Source organism: Spiroplasma endosymbiont of Atherix ibis (assembly GCF_964020005.1).
In the GTDB taxonomy this organism is placed as follows: Bacteria; Bacillota_I; Bacilli_A; order Mycoplasmatales; family Mycoplasmataceae; genus Spiroplasma_A.
Map to the genome: position 1 here is coordinate 957,553 of NZ_OZ026474.1, position 15,345 is coordinate 972,897.

Genomic DNA, 15,345 nt, shown 5'->3' on the forward strand with positions numbered 1-15,345 from the left:
GACTTAAATAATGTAATAAAAAAACACCAAAAGGTGTTTTTTTATTACATTAAGAGTTTTTAATTAAACTAACTCTATGATACACATTGGTGCATTATCACCACGACGGTTATCCAATTTAAGAATTCTTGTATAACCACCTTCTCTTGTTTTAAATCTTTTTGCGATTGTTGTAAACAATTTTTGTAATGCAGTTTCTTTTTCAGAAGCATCAACATATCTTAATCAAGCTGCTGCTTGTCTACGTGCATGCAAATCGCCTCTTTTACCAAGTGTAACCATTTTGTCAAAATGTTGTCTTAATTCTTTAGCTCTTGTTTCAGTAATTTCTAATCTTTCTAAAATAATTAGCTCAGTAGTTAAGTTTCTCATTAATGCAACTCTTCAAGCAGTATTTTTACCTCTTTTTTGAATGTATGACATATAACTACACCTCTTTCTAATCTTGTTTAAAAGTTAGTCCTAATTGAACCACTTTATCTTTTATTTCTTTTAATGATTTTCTACCCAAGTTTCTAATTTCTTGAATATCATCTTCTGTACGTGAAACTAAATCACGTAATGAATTAATATTTGCTCTTTTTAAACAGTTTAAACTTCTTTGTGTAAAGTCTAGATCTTCAATTAAACGATCTAATTCTTTTTCATCTTCTTCATTTGTTGCACCAATAATATTTAAATCATTAATTTCATCATTTAAGTTAACAAAGAATTGTAAATGTTCTACTAAAATTTTTGCAGCTGTTGCTACTGCATCACTTGCTGTAACTGTTCCATCAGTTTCAACTTCTAAAATTAGTTTTTCTAAATCTACTGATTTACCAATTTTTGTTGCATTCACATTATAAGAAACTCTAATAATTGGAGAATAATTTGAATCAATTGTAATTGCATCTACAACTAATTTTTCTTTTTTATTTTCTTTAAATGATCTATAACCTCTTGAGTTTTTTGCAAATAAAGTTAAATCTAAAACTCCACCATCTGCTATTGTACAAATATGCAATTTTGGATTTATAATTTCCACTCCTGTAGGAACAATAATATCTCCTGCAGTAATTTCTCCTACTCTTGTTGAATTAATTTTTAATTCAACAACTTCATTATCTTCAAATATTTTTGTATCAATTTTTAAAGCTAATTTTTTTAAATTTAATATAATTCTACTTACATTTTCAACTATTCCATTGATTGATGTAAATTCATGAGCTGCTCCTGCAATTTTAATTGCATAAACTGCTGCTCCTGGTGTTGATGATAGCAATGTTCTTCTAATTGCATTACCAATTGTAGTTCCAAATCCTCTTTCTAGAGGTTCTACTTTAAATTCCCCATAATTTCTGTTTTTTTCTTCTTTTAATAAATTAAATTCTGGTCTTGAAAACTGTTTCATTAATTTTATTAACCTCTTGGGCGTTTTGGGGGACGCACTCCATTATGAGGAATTGGTGTTGTATCTTTAATTGCTGTTATTTCTAACCCGATACCTTGCAAACTTCTTACAGCAGCATCTCTTCCTGGACCTGGACCTTTTACCTCAACTGAGATAGTTTTTACTCCATTATCCATTGCTCCTTTTCCTGCAGCTTCTGCAATCATTTGAGCAGCGTAAGGTGTTGATTTCTTACTTCCTTTAAAACCCATAGCTCCAGCACTTGATCAAGATATTACGTTACCTTTTTCATCTGAAACTGTTACGATTGTGTTATTGAATGTTGAGTGAACGTGAGCTATACCTTTAGCAATATTCTTTTTAACTTTTTTCTTGTTATTGTTTTGTCTATTATTTGCCATAGTTTATACCTCTCTAACTATTTTTTCTTGTTAGCTACAGTTTTTCTTGGACCTTTTCTTGTACGTGCGTTAGTCTTTGTAGATTGTCCACGAACTGTAAGTCCTTTTCTGTGTCTCATTCCTCTGTAACATCCAATTTCCATTAAACGTTTAATATTTAATGCTGTTTCTCTTCTTAAATCTCCTTCTGTTTTAACTTTTGAGATTTCCTGAGAGATTGATTTGATATTATCTTCTGATAAATCTTTAACTCTTGTATCTTCGCTTACTTTTGTAGCCTCAAGGATTTTTTGTGAAGTTGATAAACCAATACCATAAATATAAGTTAGAGCAATAACTACTCTTTTTTCATTAGGTATTTCTACCCCATTTATACGAGCCATTATTATTTTCCTTTCTAAAAGATTAACTATTTTTTTGTTTAATAATATTAATTATTTAATAATTAACCTTGACGTTGTTTATGTTTTGGTTGTTCACAAATAATCATTACACGGCCTTTACGTCTAATTACACGACACTTGTCGCAAATTTTTTTGACAGATGATCTTACTTTCATCTTTTCTAACCTCCTGATTTTGTGCACTTATTTTATATTTATTTTAATTGAAATTACCTATTTACCATTTTTAAAACGGTATGTAATTCTTCCACGTGTAGGGTCATATGGTGAAATTGCAACAGTTACTTTGTCACCTGGTAAGATGCGAATGTAATTCATTCGGATTTTACCAGACACGTGGGCGTCTATAACTATTTCATTTTCTAATTTCACCTTAAAAGTAGCATTTGGTAGTACTTCTAAAACAGTACCATCCACTTCTAAATAATCTTCTTTTGCCATTATTATGTTTCCTCCTTTGGTTTAAATAAAGTTAATACCTCTGGGTTTCCTTCAGTTACTAAAATAGTATGTTCAAAGTGGGTAGTCATGCTACCATCTTTTGATGATACTGTTCAATCATCATAAGCAACAACGGTTTTATCTGTTCCTATTTGTACCATTGGTTCAATGCAGATAGTCATTCCTGGAACTAATCTCATTCCAGTATTTACTATTCCCACATTCGGAATAAAAGGATTTTCATGCATTTCTAATCCTATACCATGTCCTGAATAATCTGTTGGCAAATGATAACCATTTTCTTCAATAAAATTTTGAACAGTTGAAGAAATGGTTCCGATGCGCACACCGGCTCTTACTTGCTCAATTGCCAAGTATAGTGACTTTTCAGTCAACTCTATTAGTTTATCATACTTTTTATCTTTTGAGTTACCACAAGTTACTGTTATTGCTGAATCTGCATGATATTTATCATAAACACAACCAGCATCAATTGATACTATATCTCCATCTTGTAATACTCTATTTCTCGGAATACCGTGAATTAATTGTTCATTAATTGAAATACAAATATGAGCAGGAAAGCCTCCATATCCTTTAAAATTGCTTGTACAACCTTTACTTGTAATAAAATCAATGAAAAATTTATCTAAATCTAAACAATTTATTCCTGGTTTAATAATTTTTTTTAATTCATGCAAAGCTTCTCCAAGAACTTGTCCTGCATATCTCATTTTCTCAATTTGTTGAGCATTCTTAATTGTAACTGACATTTATTTTAATTTCCAAGTACTATTTTAACTCTATTATATAATTCTTCAGGAGAACAATTATCAGCGTTCACTTTAATAATTTTATTTTTATAAAATTCTATTAAAGGTGCTGTTTGATTGTGATATGCTTTTAGTCTTATTTTAATTTTATCTTCTTGATCATCTGGTCTTGTAATTAGTTGTCCACCATCAAAATCACATATTCCTTCTTTTAATGGCTTTCTGTTAATTTTATGATAACTTCTTTTACAAATTTTACAAATCATTCTTCCAGTTAATCTTTCTAGCAAAACATCTTGATTAATTTCAAGATAAATAACTTTATCAATTTGATTATTTAAATTTTTTAACATAATATCTAATGATTTTGCTTGATCATCTGTTCTTGGATAACCATCAAAAATTAATTCAGATGATTTAGTTTTTAAATAATTTTCAACCATTGAATTGGTAACTGAATCTTGAACTAAGTTTCCCTCATTCATATATTTTTGAGCTTCTAATCCTAAATCTGTTTTATTTGAAATATTTTCTCTAAATAAGTCTCCAGTAGATAATTGTGTAAAGTTATCTTTCTCACAAAGAAACTCTGAAAGAGTTCCTTTTCCACTACCTGGAGCTCCAAGTAATATTATATTCATAAATTATTGTTTCTCCTTATTATCAAATATGTGAATCATATGAAGTTTCTTCTTCTTTAAACTTATCTTGTTTTTTATCCAAGAATGACTGTTGAATTAATCTTCCTTTTAATTGTTGAACTGTTTGAATTGAAACAGAAATAACAATAATTAATCCTGTTCCTCCAATAGCCAAGTTTGATGGTAATAAAGTAATTTTTGTAATTATATATGGAAGAACTGCAATACCTGCCAGGAATACAGAACCCATTATACTTAATCTGTTAATTACACCAGTTAAAAATTTCTCTGTTTCTTTTCCTGGTGTAATTCCAGGAATAAATGTTCCTGATTTTTTAAAGTTTTCTGCTATTTTTTCTGGATTAATTTGAACTTGAGAATATAAGAAAGTAAATATAATTGTTAATACTCCATATATTGAAATTCCTCATCATGTACCAAATGATAGATAGTTCTGTGTGAATAATACAAATCCATTACTTGGATTACTAGCACCAATAATTTGAGCTACTGTCATTGGAGTAGAAATAATTGCTGATGCAAAAATAACTGGAATAACTCCCGCATTATTTAATTTAAGTGGTAAATAGGGGGTATGATCTTTTGTATCTACTAATCCCGAACCTGTTTGTTGGATAGGAATTTTTCTTTCAGCTTCATTCATTAAAACAACAACAAATATAACTAATAAGAATGAAACAATATAAATTAAGAATTTAAGCAATCCATCAAATAGAATTGTTGGTTCTCCTTTAATTTCAACTCAGAATTTAAATGTACTTGTAAAGTTATTAGGCATTTGTGAAACAATACCTGTAAAAATAATAATTGAAACTCCATTACCTATTCCTTTTATTGTAATTTGATCTGAAATTCATAACATTAAAAATGTTCCACCAAGCATTATTGTTGGAATTAATATGTAATAAAATCAAGCAGGACCTGTACCCTGAGCATTTGTTCCTCATTTTGCATCAATTAATCCTTGACTTGTAAGAGTAAAAATTGTTGCAACTGATTGCATTAAAGCAAAAGGAATAGCCAATAGTTTTGTTAATCTATCTAATTTTCTTCTTCCTCTTTCTCCAGACTTACTTCATCTTGTTAAAACAGGTATAACATCTGTTGAAAGCAATTGAACTATAATAGATGCTGTAATATAAGGAGAAACTCCTAATGCTAGAATTGAAAATTGACCAATTGATCCTCCCCCTAAAGTAGAAAGTAATTGAAAGAAATCTTGATTTCCAATTTGTTGTTTAAAATTTGGTGATACTTGAATACCTGGAACTGTTAATAGTGTTCCCATTCTAATTAAAATTAAAACTATTAAAGTAAAAACGATTCGTTTTATAAGATCTTTGTTTCTAATAAAGAAATTACCTTTAGCGAATTCGTTTTTATATTTAGTTGACTTAGCCTTTTTAGTTTTTTTAACTTTAGCAGCCACTCTAAATCACCTCTACTGTACCACCAAGTGCTTTAATTAACTCTTCAGCGCTTTTTGATACTTTATTAACTTTAACATTTATTGACTTAGTAATTTTACCATTTCCTAGTACTTTTACTAAAGTTTTTTCATTTTTTATAATTTTTTTATCCATTAATGTTTTGTGATTTACATCTTTTAAACCTAATGTTTCTAATTTATCCAAATTAATTAATACAAATTCTTTTCTATTTAAACTTGTAAAACCAATTTTAGGTAATCTTCTGAATAAAGGAGTTTGTCCCCCTTCAAAACCAGGTCTTACCCCTCCACCAGAACGTGAATTTTGACCTTTGTGTCCTCTAGTTGATGTTTTACCTTTACCAGAAGCCATACCACGACCAACACGAGTTGCGTCTTTTTTACTTCCTGGTGTAGATTTTAATTCATGTAATTTCATAAAATAATTACTCCTTTTTAAGCTGTTATAGCTTCTTTAGTTTCTTTTTTAACTTCAACTTGAGCTCCACGTAATCTTGCAATTTGTTCTGGTGTTTGCATTTGTTGTAAACCTTCTAATGTAGCTCTTATCATATTTATAGGTGTATTTGATCCTAATGATTTAGTATAGATATCTGAAATTCCAGCTAATTCCACAACAGCACGAACTGGACCTCCAGCAATAACTCCTGTACCTTTTCTTGCAGGCTTAATCATAACTTTACCAGCTCCATAATGACCCATTACATCATGAGGAACTGTTGAACCAGCTAAAGGAATTCTAATTAAAGATTTTCTTGCTTCTTTAATAGCTTTCTTAATAGCATCTGGTACTTCATTTGCTTTTCCTGTTCCTAATCCAACTCTACCTTTTTTATCACCAATTACTACAACAGCTGCAAATCTGAATCTACGTCCACCTTTTGTAACTTTTGTAACACGGTTAATTGTAACAACTCTTTCTTCATAAGGGTTGTCTTCTCTATTTCTGTTGAATTTTGGATCTCTTTTTTGTCCATTAGGTCTGTTATTGCTATTTGGTCTTGTGTCTTTTTTGTTTTGACTGTTTGAATCTGCTTTTGGAACAGTTTCAGTTTTAACAACTTTTGTTTCTTCTGCCATTTTTCCTTAATCTCCTTTTAGAATTTCATACCATTTTCTTTTGCAGATTCTGCAAAAGCTTTTACTTTACCATGGAATAAATATCCACCTCTATCAAATACTACATTAGATATTTTTTTACTTTTTGCTTTTTCAGCAATATCTTTGCCTACAGCTTTTGCTGCATCGATATTACATCCACTTTTTAATCCCAGTTTAATTGAAGATGATGATACTAAAGTAACACCTTTAACATCATCAATAATTTGAGCATAGAAGTATGTGTTTGATTTAAATACATTTAATCTTGGTTTAGCACTAGTTCCTGACACTTTATTTCTTACTCTATAGTGTCTTCTTTTTCTTGCTTCTGCTTTAGTGTATTTCATAATTACTTCTCCTTAGCAACAGCCTATTTACCAGCTGCTTTACCTTCTTTTCTAATAATTTTTTCATTTTTGTATTTAACTCCTTTACCTTTATAAGGTTCAGGTCTTCTATATGCTCTAATATTTGCCGCTACTTCTCCAACTAATTGCTTATCAATTCCTGATATTTTTATTTCTGTTGGTTTTGGGATTTCTACTGTTATTCCTTTTGGAACTTCATATTCCACTGGGTGTGAAAAACCTAGTGATAAGTTGATTTTATTACCTGCTAATGCAGCTCTATAACCAACCCCTACAATTTCAAGTTCTTTAATAAATCCTTGACTAACTCCTGTTAACATACCTTCAATTAAAGAATTTGTTGTTCCATGCAATTGTTTTGTATGTTTATTTTCATTTGCTCTTAAAGTTTTTAGTTCTGAACCTTCAACTTTAATTTCAATTAAAGGACTAAAAGTTTGAGTTAGTTCTCCTTTTGATCCTTTTATAGTTACAACGTTATTTGTTTCAACTTTAACTTCTACTCCAGTAGGAATTGCTAATATTCTGTTTCCTATACGTGACATATATTAATTCTCCTTTTTTATCAAACAAATGCCAGAACCTCTCCACCAACATTTTGGTGACGAGCTTCTTTATCTGTAATGATTCCATTTGAAGTTGAAACGATTGCAATACCTAACCCATTTAATACTTGAGGTAAGTCGTAAGAATTTGAATAAACTCTTAATCCTGGTTTTGAAATTCTTTTTAATCCTTTAATAACTCTAATTTTCCCTTTATATTTTAAGCTTATAGTAATGTCTTTCTTAAAGTCATCTGCAACTTTGAAGTCTTCAATAAAACCTTCTTTTTTAAGAATTTTTGCTATTTCTAATTTTACTTTGCTTCCTGGTATTAGAACTTCTTTGTGATAACGTTGGTTAGCATTTCTAATTCTAGTAAGCATATCTGCGATTACATCTGTTGTCATAATTTCCTTTTCCTTTCACTATCATGAAGCTTTCTTAATACCAGGGATTTGTCCTTTGTATGCTAAATCTCTAAAGCATACACGACATAGATTAAATTTTCTTAAAACTGAATGAGGTCTACCACAATTTCCACAACGTGTGTATTCTCTAACTTTGAATTTTTGGACTTTTGCTTGTTTTACTTTTAATGATTTTTTTGCCATTTTATCCTATTCTCCTCAATTATTTAACGAAAGGCATTCCTATTTTTTTTAGTAATGCAAATGATTCGTCCTTGTTAGTTGCTGTTGTAACTATTGTTATGTCCATCCCACGAACTTTTTTTACTTTATCATAATCAATTTCTGGGAAGATAATTTGTTCTTTAATACCCATTGTATAGTTTCCTTGTTTATCAAAACTAGTTTTAGGTACTCCTCTAAAGTCACGTACACGTGGTAACGCAACTGATATTAATTTATCTAAAAATTCATACATTCTTTTTCCTCTTAAAGTAACTTTTGCTCCAATTGGCATACCTTCACGCAATTTGAACACAGCTAAAGATTTTTTAGCTTTAGTTACAAGAGGTTTTTGACCTGTGATTTGTTGTAATTCAAGAACTGCATCATCTAATTTCTTAGTATCTTGTACAGCATCTCCAATTCCTATATTTATAACTACTTTTGTGATTTTTGGAACTTGCATAATTGATTTGTATTGCTTTTCTTTAAATAATTCTGGGGTGATTTTTTCTTTATATTGTTTTTCTAATCTATTAACATTTGCTTTTGTTGCCATATTAACTTATCCCCTTTCCTATTTAACTTCTATTCCAGATTTTTTAGCAATTCTAACTTTTTTTCCATCTGCAATTTTATATCCAACTTTTGTAGCACTATTTTTTACTTTTGGATCAACAAGTGAAACATTTGAAGCATCAATTGATGCAGGAATTTCTTTAATTCCACCTTCTTGATCTGTTTGTGAAGGTTTTGCATGCTTAATTTCAACTATACCTTCTACATATACTCTTTTTTTATCTTTTGATAATTTAACTACTGGTCCAATTTTTCCTTTATGAGTTCCGGTGATTACTTTTACTACATCTCCTCTTAAGATTTTTGATTTATTCATAAAAGTTCTCCTTCTATAACACTTCTAGAGCTAGAGATGCAATTTTTGCAAAACCAGCATCCTTTACTTCACGTGCAATTGGACCAAAGATACGAGTACCTCTTGGTGATTTATCATCTTTAATAATTACTGCAGCATTTTCTGAAAATTTGATGTATGTTCCATCAGCTCTTCTTAAACCTCTAACAGTTCTAACAATAACAGCTTTAATAACTTGACCTTTTTTAACAGCTCCACCAGGTGCTGCTGATTTAACAGTTGCAACAACAATATCTCCTATATTTGTAAATTTTCTAACACTTCCACCTAAATTACGAATAACCAATATTTCTTTAGCTCCTGAATTATCTGCAATTTTTAATCTTGATTCATTTTGTATCATTCTACTATACCTCTAAATTAAATAATTGCTTTCTCAATAACTTTAACAAGTCTAAATTTTTTAGTTTTACTCATTGGACGAGTTTCCATAATTTCAACTCTATCTCCCATTTGAGCTTGTGAATTTTCATCATGAGCTTTATATTTTTTTGAATATTTAACTCTTTTTTTGTAAATAGGATGGTTTTTATATGTTTCAACTAAAACAGTTATGGTTTTGTCCATTTTATCTGAAACAACTTTACCTGTGTAAGTTTTTCTTAAATTTCTTTCCATAGTTATTTAGCTCCTTTTGCTGTTGCTTTTTTAAGTAATTTTTTTTCTGTTGCTTTTATGTTAGCTTCTTCAATTTGTTTTTTTGCTTCTTGAGCATTTGATCCAAAAGTATATGTTTTTGCATCTTTTGGTTTACCTGCTAATTTTAAATTAATACCTTCAATATTTTCACCTTTAGCAACACCAACTTTTATAGGTTTCATTTCAAATCCTTCAAATGATTTTTTTCCTTTTCCTGTTGGTACTGCTTCACCAGTTTTAAGTGGTTTAATAGTAGGTTCTTTTATTTCAACTTTTTTTCCTTTTGGTGCAACTTCCTTTTTAGGTTCAGCTTTTTTTACCTCAACTTTTGGTGCAGTTTCTGATTCATTTACTGCATTTTCCATTGCTGCCATAATAGCATCTTCAGAAACATTATTTTGTGAGCCAAATTGCTCTTGTTGAAGTTTTTCAATCATTTCTTTATGTTTTTTACGAACTTCTTTACCAGCTTTTTCAGCATTTTCAACTGCTTTTGAATAATTGGCTTTAATAGTCTGATTAATATTTTCTCCCGCTCTTTTTCTTTCACCTAATAACATTTCAATTCTTGCAATGTCTTTTTTAAGAGCAACAATTCTATGAGTTTGTTCTAAACTACCTACTGCTACTTGAAATTTAAGTGCGAATAATTCAGCACGGCGATCTTCACCTAATTTTATTAAATCTTCAATTGATTTTGTTCTTAATTCCATCATGAAGTCAACTGATTTAGACATTATTCATCACCTCTCTTAACAATTTTGCAACGCACTGGTAATTTATGTATTGCTAAACGTAAGGCTTCACGAGCAACTTCTTCTGAAACTCCACCAATTTCAAACATAAATTGACCAGTTTTAACTACTGCTACTCATTCTTCAGGAGATCCTTTTCCTGAACCCATACGTACTTCTAATGGCTTTTTAGTTTTTGCCATATGGGGAAATATTCTAATTCAAACTTTTCCAAAACGTTTCATATAACGTGTCATAGCAATACGTGCTGCTTCAATTTGTCTTGAAGTAATTCAAGCACCATCTAATGACATTAATCCATATTCACCAAATGCAATGAATTTTCCACCTTTTGCTTTTCCTTCATAACTCACTCTATGAGGACGACGGAATTTAACTCTTTTGGGCATTAACATAACTATTTAACCTCCCTTAGTGTTTTTTGTTGAATTTTTTTATCCTCAATTACTTTTGAATTATTTTGATTGTTTTTCCCTAAAATTTCACCATGATTGATTCAAACTTTAACTCCAATTTGCCCATATGTAGTTCTTGCTTCATATAAGGCATAATCAATATCACTTCTCAAAGTTGATAATGGTACTGAACCTTCTAAGTAACCTTCAGTACGAGCCATTTCAACTCCTCCAAGTCTTCCAGAAACTGAAGTTTTAATTCCTTTAGCTCCTGCTTTTAATGCTTTTCTAATTGCTAATTTTTGCACAGTTCTAAATGATGCACGATTTGTAATTTGTTCTCCAATAAATGTTGCAACTAATTTTGCATCAACATCTGGATTTTTAATTTCAATTACTTTAACTTTTACATCAGCTTTTCTGTCTTTAATTGTTTTTCTAACAGTTAAAACAATATTTTCAACATTTTTACCTTCTTGTCCAAGAACGATAGCTGGACGAGCAGAACGAATTATTAGAGTGATTTCTTTTTTAGTTCTTTCAATTTCAATTTTTGAAACTGCTGCATTTTTTAATTGTTTTTCAACAGCTTTTCTAATTTTGATATCTTGATGTAATCACTTAACATATTCACCTTTTTCAGCATATCAACGGTTTTCTCAACCTCTAATAATACCTATACGTAAAACATTTGGAGATACTTTTTGTCCCATAACTCTATAATTCCCTTCTATCTTTCATCGCTAACCACTATTGTAATGTGACTAGTTCTTTTTAAAATTTCATATGCTCTACCATGAGCTCTTGGTCTAAAACGTTTTAATGTCGGTCCTTCATTAACGAAGATTGTTTTAATAAATAATTGATCAGCTTCCATACCATTGTTGTTAACAGCATTTGCTACAGCTGAGTTTAATAATTTTAATACTGGTTCTGAAGATCTTTTATCTTGATTTTGAAGAATTGCTATAGCTTCTGATATTTTTTTACTTCTGATAGAGTCAGCTACTAGTCTAACTTTTCTTGGTGATATTCTAATCATTGTTAATTTTGCTTTTGCTTCCATATTTTGAAACTCCTATTTCCTAATGATTATTTTTTCTTTTTCTTATCATCACCATGTCCACCAAACTTACGTGTTGGTGAAAATTCTCCTAATTTGTGACCTACCATATCTTCTGTAACATAAACTGGGATAAATTCTTTTCCGTTGTAAACTCCAAATGTGTGACCAACAAAATTTGGAAATATTGTTGAACGACGTGATCAAGTTTTAATTGTTTCTTTTTTGTCACCTAATGCTTCTACTTTTTTAATTAAGTAATCATCAGCAAAAGGTCCTTTTTTTAATGATCTAGACATTTATTCATTTCCTCCTATTTGTTGTCATTTCTTCTTCTTACTATTAATTTAGTAGAAGCTTTCTTTTTATCACGTGTTTTAACTCCAAGAGCTTTTTTACCTCATGGTGTTAATGGCGCTTTACGCCCAATTGGAGCACGACCTTCTCCCCCTCCGTGAGGGTGATCAATTGGATTCATAACTGATCCACGAACTGTTGGTCTAATTCCTCTTCAACGGTTTCTTCCAGCTTTTCCTCAGTTTACTAAGTTATATTCTTCATTTCCTACTTCACCAATTGTTGCATAACACTCAGCAAGTACTTTTCTAACTTCTCCTGAACCTAAACGTAAAGTGATGTATTTTCCATCTTCATCTTTACCTAAAATTTGTACTGAACTTCCAGCACTACGTGCTATTTGTCCACCTTTTCCTGGTCTTAATTCAACATTATGAATTAATGTTCCTTCAGGAATATTTTTTAATGGTGCAACATTACCTATTTTTATATCTGCATGCTCACCTGCAATAATTTCTTGACCTACATGCATTCCTTTTGCAAATAAGATGTATCTTTTTTCACCATCAATATAATTAACTAAACAAATAAATGAATTTCTGTTTGGATCATATTCAATAGTTGCAATTTTTCCAGCAATATCTAATTTATTACGTTTAAAATCAATGATACGATATTTTCTTTTATGTCCTCCACCTTTATGGCGAGTTGTTATTTGACCGTGATTATTTCTTCCAGCCTTTTCATTAAGTTTAGAAACTAATGAATTTTCAGGCTTTGAAGTTGTAAGGATACTATAATCTAAGCTAGTCATGTTTCTGCGACCATTAGTCGTAGGCTTATATTTTTTGATTGGCATAATATATCCTCCTGTTTTCGCCTAATCTCTTTCCTTATAAATTAATTTTATAAGTCTGATAAGATATCTAATTTTTCTCCATCTTTTAATACAATGATGGCTTTTTTAAAACTTGCTGTTTTACCAACAAATTTACCCATTCTTTTATCTTTTCCATCATAGTTCATAGTTCTTATATCTCTAACTTTAACTTGAAAGATTTCTTCGAATGTTTTTTTAATTAATGATTTATTTGCTTTTTTATCAACAATAAATGTGTACGCACCATTTTGTTGACCTAAATAAGTCTTTTCAGTTAACAAAGGTTTTTTAATAACTTGTGTTAAATGCATTATGCATACACCTCCTCAATTTTGTTTACAGTTTCTTCAGTAACAATTAATTTATTTGCATTTAATAAATCAAAAATATTCATTTTTTGAAAATCTAAAGTTTTAACTCCTGGAATATTTCCTGCTGATTTAATAACTAATTCGTCATGTTCTTTAGTTACTATTAATGTTTTTTGATCTTCAACTTTAATATTTTTCATAATACTTAACATTTCTTTTGTTGAAGGTTTTGAGAATGAAAATTTATCTAATATTACTAAATTTGCTTCTTTAGCTTTAATACTTAAAGCACTTCTAATTGCTAATTGTCTAACTTTTTTATTAACAGCTTTTTTGTAGTTAATATTTGGTGTAGGACCAAAAGTTACTCCCCCACCTCTTCATTGTGGAGCTCTAATAGAACCTTGACGAGCACGTCCTGTTCCTTTTTGTCTTCAAGGTTTTCTACCTCCACCACGTACTTCAGCTCTAGTTTTTGTTTTTCTTGTTCCTTGTCTTAATGCAGCTTGTTGAGAAACAACTGTATCAAATATAGCTTGTTGATGAGGTTCAATACCTCAAACTTTATCGTTTAATGTAATTTCTTTAAGAGATGTTCCCTTAACATCTAAAACTTTTGCTTTCATGTTAAATTGTATCCTCCTAATTATTCAGCTACAGGAGCTATTTCTTCTACTATTGGAGCAGCAGTTGGTTCAACTGCAGCTTTAATAGCAGTGTTTCTTGATAACAATGAAACAGCTTCTTGCGCTTTTCTACCTTTAACGTTTTTTTTAATTACAACAAAGCCTTTTCTTGGACCAGGAATTGATCCTTTAACTAAAACTAAATTTCTTTCAACATCTATTTTTACTACTTCTAAATTTTGAATTGTCACTTGTTCATGTCCCATGTGACCTGCCATTTTTTTAGATTTAAAAATTCTATTAATAATTGCACCCATTGATCCAATACCTCTATGGTATCCTGAACCATGACCCATTGGTCCTCTTGAGTAATTATGTCTTTTGATTGCTCCTGCAAATCCTTTACCTTTTGATATACCTGTAACGTCCACAAATTCACCAGCGTTAAATACGTCGGCTGCATTAATAATTGCACCAGTTTCGTATCCTTCCATATCTCTGATTTCTTTTACGAAGCGCTTAGGTTCTGAGTTAACTTTTTTAAATTGACCCATATCAGGTTTATTTAATAAGTTAGCTCTTTTTGTAATAGTTCCCAATTTTAGTGCTTGGTATCCATCTTTTTCAACTGATTTTACTTGTAAAACTGTATTTTGTTCTACAGAAATAACAGTAACTGGAATTAATTTACCGTTTTCACTAAAGATTTGAGTCATCTCTAACTTACGTCCTAAGATTCCTTTCATGATATTTCCTCCTGTATTTTTTTATATGACTATTCATGTATATCTTGATTGCTTACTATAATTTAATTTCGATATTAACACCTGTTGGCAATTGAACTCTTGTTAATGAATCCATTGTTTTAGGTGTTGGTTCAACTATCTCAAGTATTCTTTTATGTGTTCTCATTTCGAACTGCTCTCTACTATCTTTGTATTTATGAGTAGCTCTTAATATTGTAATAATTTGTTTTTCTGTTGGTAATGGAATCGGTCCACGAACTTTAGCTCCAGTTGATTCAGCTGCTTGAATAATTTTAGCAATTGATTGGTCAACAATAGCATGATCGTAACCTTTTAATTTAATTTTAATTTTTTGTTGAGCCATTTGGTCCTCCTTCAACATTGACAACCCTTTTCAGTGTGTTGTCCTAATGAACACAAAATATACATGCTTTTTAATTATCACATATTAATACTAGAAAAGCAAGAAATATTGTAAAAAAAATAAATATTAACTTTTATTAAAAAATAAAATAAAAAATCAACTTATTTCA

The 15,345-nt window shown here is 30.1% G+C and carries 28 protein-coding genes and 1 pseudogene; all 29 read right to left on the reverse strand.

Annotation, left to right across the window (positions count from 1 at the left end; translation table 4 throughout):
- Positions 1 to 63 precede the first annotated feature (63 nt).
- Positions 64 to 423: a 50S ribosomal protein L17 gene (gene rplQ, locus AACK92_RS05150; protein ID WP_339020712.1), complete on the reverse strand. Its 360-nt coding sequence runs from the start codon at positions 421 to 423 to the stop codon at positions 64 to 66.
- A gap of 16 nt (positions 424 to 439) precedes the next feature.
- The gene (locus AACK92_RS05155) at positions 440 to 1,393 is read right to left on the reverse strand and encodes a DNA-directed RNA polymerase subunit alpha (RefSeq protein WP_339020713.1); all 954 of its coding nucleotides are present in this window, start codon (positions 1,391 to 1,393) and stop codon (positions 440 to 442) included.
- An 8-nt stretch (positions 1,394 to 1,401) separates the two neighbouring features.
- Entirely contained in the window at positions 1,402 to 1,794 is a 393-nt protein-coding gene (gene rpsK, locus AACK92_RS05160; RefSeq protein ID WP_339020714.1) for a 30S ribosomal protein S11, read from the reverse strand.
- Positions 1,795 to 1,811: 17 nt separating this feature from the next.
- Positions 1,812 to 2,177, reverse strand: a complete 366-nt coding sequence (gene rpsM / locus AACK92_RS05165; protein WP_100917025.1) for a 30S ribosomal protein S13 — start codon at positions 2,175 to 2,177, stop codon at positions 1,812 to 1,814.
- A gap of 62 nt (positions 2,178 to 2,239) precedes the next feature.
- Entirely contained in the window at positions 2,240 to 2,353 is a 114-nt protein-coding gene (gene rpmJ, locus AACK92_RS05170) for a 50S ribosomal protein L36 (RefSeq protein WP_020834730.1), read from the reverse strand.
- A gap of 57 nt (positions 2,354 to 2,410) precedes the next feature.
- Entirely contained in the window at positions 2,411 to 2,638 is a 228-nt protein-coding gene (gene infA, locus AACK92_RS05175; protein WP_053946570.1) for a translation initiation factor IF-1, read from the reverse strand.
- A 2-nt stretch (positions 2,639 to 2,640) separates the two neighbouring features.
- Positions 2,641 to 3,411, reverse strand: coding sequence for a type I methionyl aminopeptidase (gene map, locus AACK92_RS05180; RefSeq protein WP_339020718.1), 771 nt, complete (start codon positions 3,409 to 3,411; stop codon positions 2,641 to 2,643).
- 5 nt (positions 3,412 to 3,416) lie between these two features.
- Positions 3,417 to 4,052 carry an adenylate kinase gene (locus AACK92_RS05185; RefSeq protein ID WP_339020720.1) on the reverse strand — a complete coding sequence of 212 codons (636 nt, stop codon included), beginning with the start codon at positions 4,050 to 4,052 and terminating at the stop codon, positions 3,417 to 3,419.
- A gap of 19 nt (positions 4,053 to 4,071) precedes the next feature.
- Entirely contained in the window at positions 4,072 to 5,502 is a 1,431-nt protein-coding gene (secY, locus tag AACK92_RS05190; protein WP_339020722.1) for a preprotein translocase subunit SecY, read from the reverse strand.
- Position 5,503: 1 nt separating this feature from the next.
- Positions 5,504 to 5,941, reverse strand: a complete 438-nt coding sequence (gene rplO, locus AACK92_RS05195; RefSeq protein ID WP_339020724.1) for a 50S ribosomal protein L15 — start codon at positions 5,939 to 5,941, stop codon at positions 5,504 to 5,506.
- A 17-nt stretch (positions 5,942 to 5,958) separates the two neighbouring features.
- Positions 5,959 to 6,603 (reverse strand): 30S ribosomal protein S5, encoded by a 645-nt coding sequence (gene rpsE, locus AACK92_RS05200; protein WP_339020726.1) that lies wholly within the window; start codon positions 6,601 to 6,603, stop codon positions 5,959 to 5,961.
- A gap of 17 nt (positions 6,604 to 6,620) precedes the next feature.
- Positions 6,621 to 6,971, reverse strand: a complete 351-nt coding sequence (gene rplR, locus AACK92_RS05205) for a 50S ribosomal protein L18 (protein ID WP_339020728.1) — start codon at positions 6,969 to 6,971, stop codon at positions 6,621 to 6,623.
- A gap of 23 nt (positions 6,972 to 6,994) precedes the next feature.
- Positions 6,995 to 7,537: a 50S ribosomal protein L6 gene (gene rplF, locus AACK92_RS05210; protein WP_339020730.1), complete on the reverse strand. Its 543-nt coding sequence runs from the start codon at positions 7,535 to 7,537 to the stop codon at positions 6,995 to 6,997.
- Positions 7,538 to 7,554: 17 nt separating this feature from the next.
- The gene (gene rpsH, locus AACK92_RS05215; protein ID WP_339020732.1) at positions 7,555 to 7,944 is read right to left on the reverse strand and encodes a 30S ribosomal protein S8; all 390 of its coding nucleotides are present in this window, start codon (positions 7,942 to 7,944) and stop codon (positions 7,555 to 7,557) included.
- An 18-nt stretch (positions 7,945 to 7,962) separates the two neighbouring features.
- Positions 7,963 to 8,148, reverse strand: a complete 186-nt coding sequence (locus tag AACK92_RS05220; RefSeq protein WP_020834740.1) for a type Z 30S ribosomal protein S14 — start codon at positions 8,146 to 8,148, stop codon at positions 7,963 to 7,965.
- Positions 8,149 to 8,167: 19 nt separating this feature from the next.
- Positions 8,168 to 8,725, reverse strand: coding sequence for a 50S ribosomal protein L5 (gene rplE / locus AACK92_RS05225; protein WP_339020735.1), 558 nt, complete (start codon positions 8,723 to 8,725; stop codon positions 8,168 to 8,170).
- An 18-nt stretch (positions 8,726 to 8,743) separates the two neighbouring features.
- Positions 8,744 to 9,061 (reverse strand): 50S ribosomal protein L24, encoded by a 318-nt coding sequence (gene rplX, locus AACK92_RS05230; RefSeq protein WP_339020737.1) that lies wholly within the window; start codon positions 9,059 to 9,061, stop codon positions 8,744 to 8,746.
- A 13-nt stretch (positions 9,062 to 9,074) separates the two neighbouring features.
- Complete coding sequence (gene rplN / locus AACK92_RS05235) at positions 9,075 to 9,443, reverse strand: 50S ribosomal protein L14 (protein WP_339020738.1); 369 nt, start codon at positions 9,441 to 9,443, stop codon at positions 9,075 to 9,077.
- 17 nt (positions 9,444 to 9,460) lie between these two features.
- Positions 9,461 to 9,718 carry a 30S ribosomal protein S17 gene (rpsQ, locus tag AACK92_RS05240; protein ID WP_339020739.1) on the reverse strand — a complete coding sequence of 86 codons (258 nt, stop codon included), beginning with the start codon at positions 9,716 to 9,718 and terminating at the stop codon, positions 9,461 to 9,463.
- A gap of 335 nt (positions 9,719 to 10,053) precedes the next feature.
- Positions 10,054 to 10,476, reverse strand: a pseudogene (gene rpmC, locus AACK92_RS05840) (50S ribosomal protein L29); the annotation flags it as partial.
- Positions 10,476 to 10,889, reverse strand: a complete 414-nt coding sequence (gene rplP, locus AACK92_RS05250) for a 50S ribosomal protein L16 (RefSeq protein WP_339020743.1) — start codon at positions 10,887 to 10,889, stop codon at positions 10,476 to 10,478. The gene rplP and the pseudogene rpmC, both read right to left, overlap by 1 nt.
- A gap of 2 nt (positions 10,890 to 10,891) precedes the next feature.
- Complete coding sequence (gene rpsC / locus AACK92_RS05255; protein WP_339020745.1) at positions 10,892 to 11,602, reverse strand: 30S ribosomal protein S3; 711 nt, start codon at positions 11,600 to 11,602, stop codon at positions 10,892 to 10,894.
- Positions 11,603 to 11,619: 17 nt separating this feature from the next.
- Positions 11,620 to 11,955, reverse strand: coding sequence for a 50S ribosomal protein L22 (gene rplV, locus AACK92_RS05260; RefSeq protein WP_339020747.1), 336 nt, complete (start codon positions 11,953 to 11,955; stop codon positions 11,620 to 11,622).
- Between the two features lie 26 nt (positions 11,956 to 11,981).
- Positions 11,982 to 12,251, reverse strand: a complete 270-nt coding sequence (gene rpsS, locus AACK92_RS05265) for a 30S ribosomal protein S19 (RefSeq protein ID WP_100917040.1) — start codon at positions 12,249 to 12,251, stop codon at positions 11,982 to 11,984.
- A gap of 14 nt (positions 12,252 to 12,265) precedes the next feature.
- Positions 12,266 to 13,108 (reverse strand): 50S ribosomal protein L2, encoded by an 843-nt coding sequence (gene rplB / locus AACK92_RS05270; RefSeq protein WP_339020749.1) that lies wholly within the window; start codon positions 13,106 to 13,108, stop codon positions 12,266 to 12,268.
- 47 nt (positions 13,109 to 13,155) lie between these two features.
- Positions 13,156 to 13,440, reverse strand: coding sequence for a 50S ribosomal protein L23 (gene rplW, locus AACK92_RS05275; protein ID WP_339020750.1), 285 nt, complete (start codon positions 13,438 to 13,440; stop codon positions 13,156 to 13,158).
- Positions 13,440 to 14,066: a 50S ribosomal protein L4 gene (rplD, locus tag AACK92_RS05280; RefSeq protein ID WP_339020751.1), complete on the reverse strand. Its 627-nt coding sequence runs from the start codon at positions 14,064 to 14,066 to the stop codon at positions 13,440 to 13,442. Before rplD ends, rplW begins: the two co-directional genes overlap by 1 nt.
- Before the next feature lie 20 nt (positions 14,067 to 14,086).
- Positions 14,087 to 14,812 carry a 50S ribosomal protein L3 gene (gene rplC, locus AACK92_RS05285; protein WP_422397863.1) on the reverse strand — a complete coding sequence of 242 codons (726 nt, stop codon included), beginning with the start codon at positions 14,810 to 14,812 and terminating at the stop codon, positions 14,087 to 14,089.
- Between the two features lie 55 nt (positions 14,813 to 14,867).
- Positions 14,868 to 15,176: a 30S ribosomal protein S10 gene (rpsJ, locus tag AACK92_RS05290; RefSeq protein WP_339020753.1), complete on the reverse strand. Its 309-nt coding sequence runs from the start codon at positions 15,174 to 15,176 to the stop codon at positions 14,868 to 14,870.
- Between the last annotated feature and the right edge of the window lie 169 nt (positions 15,177 to 15,345).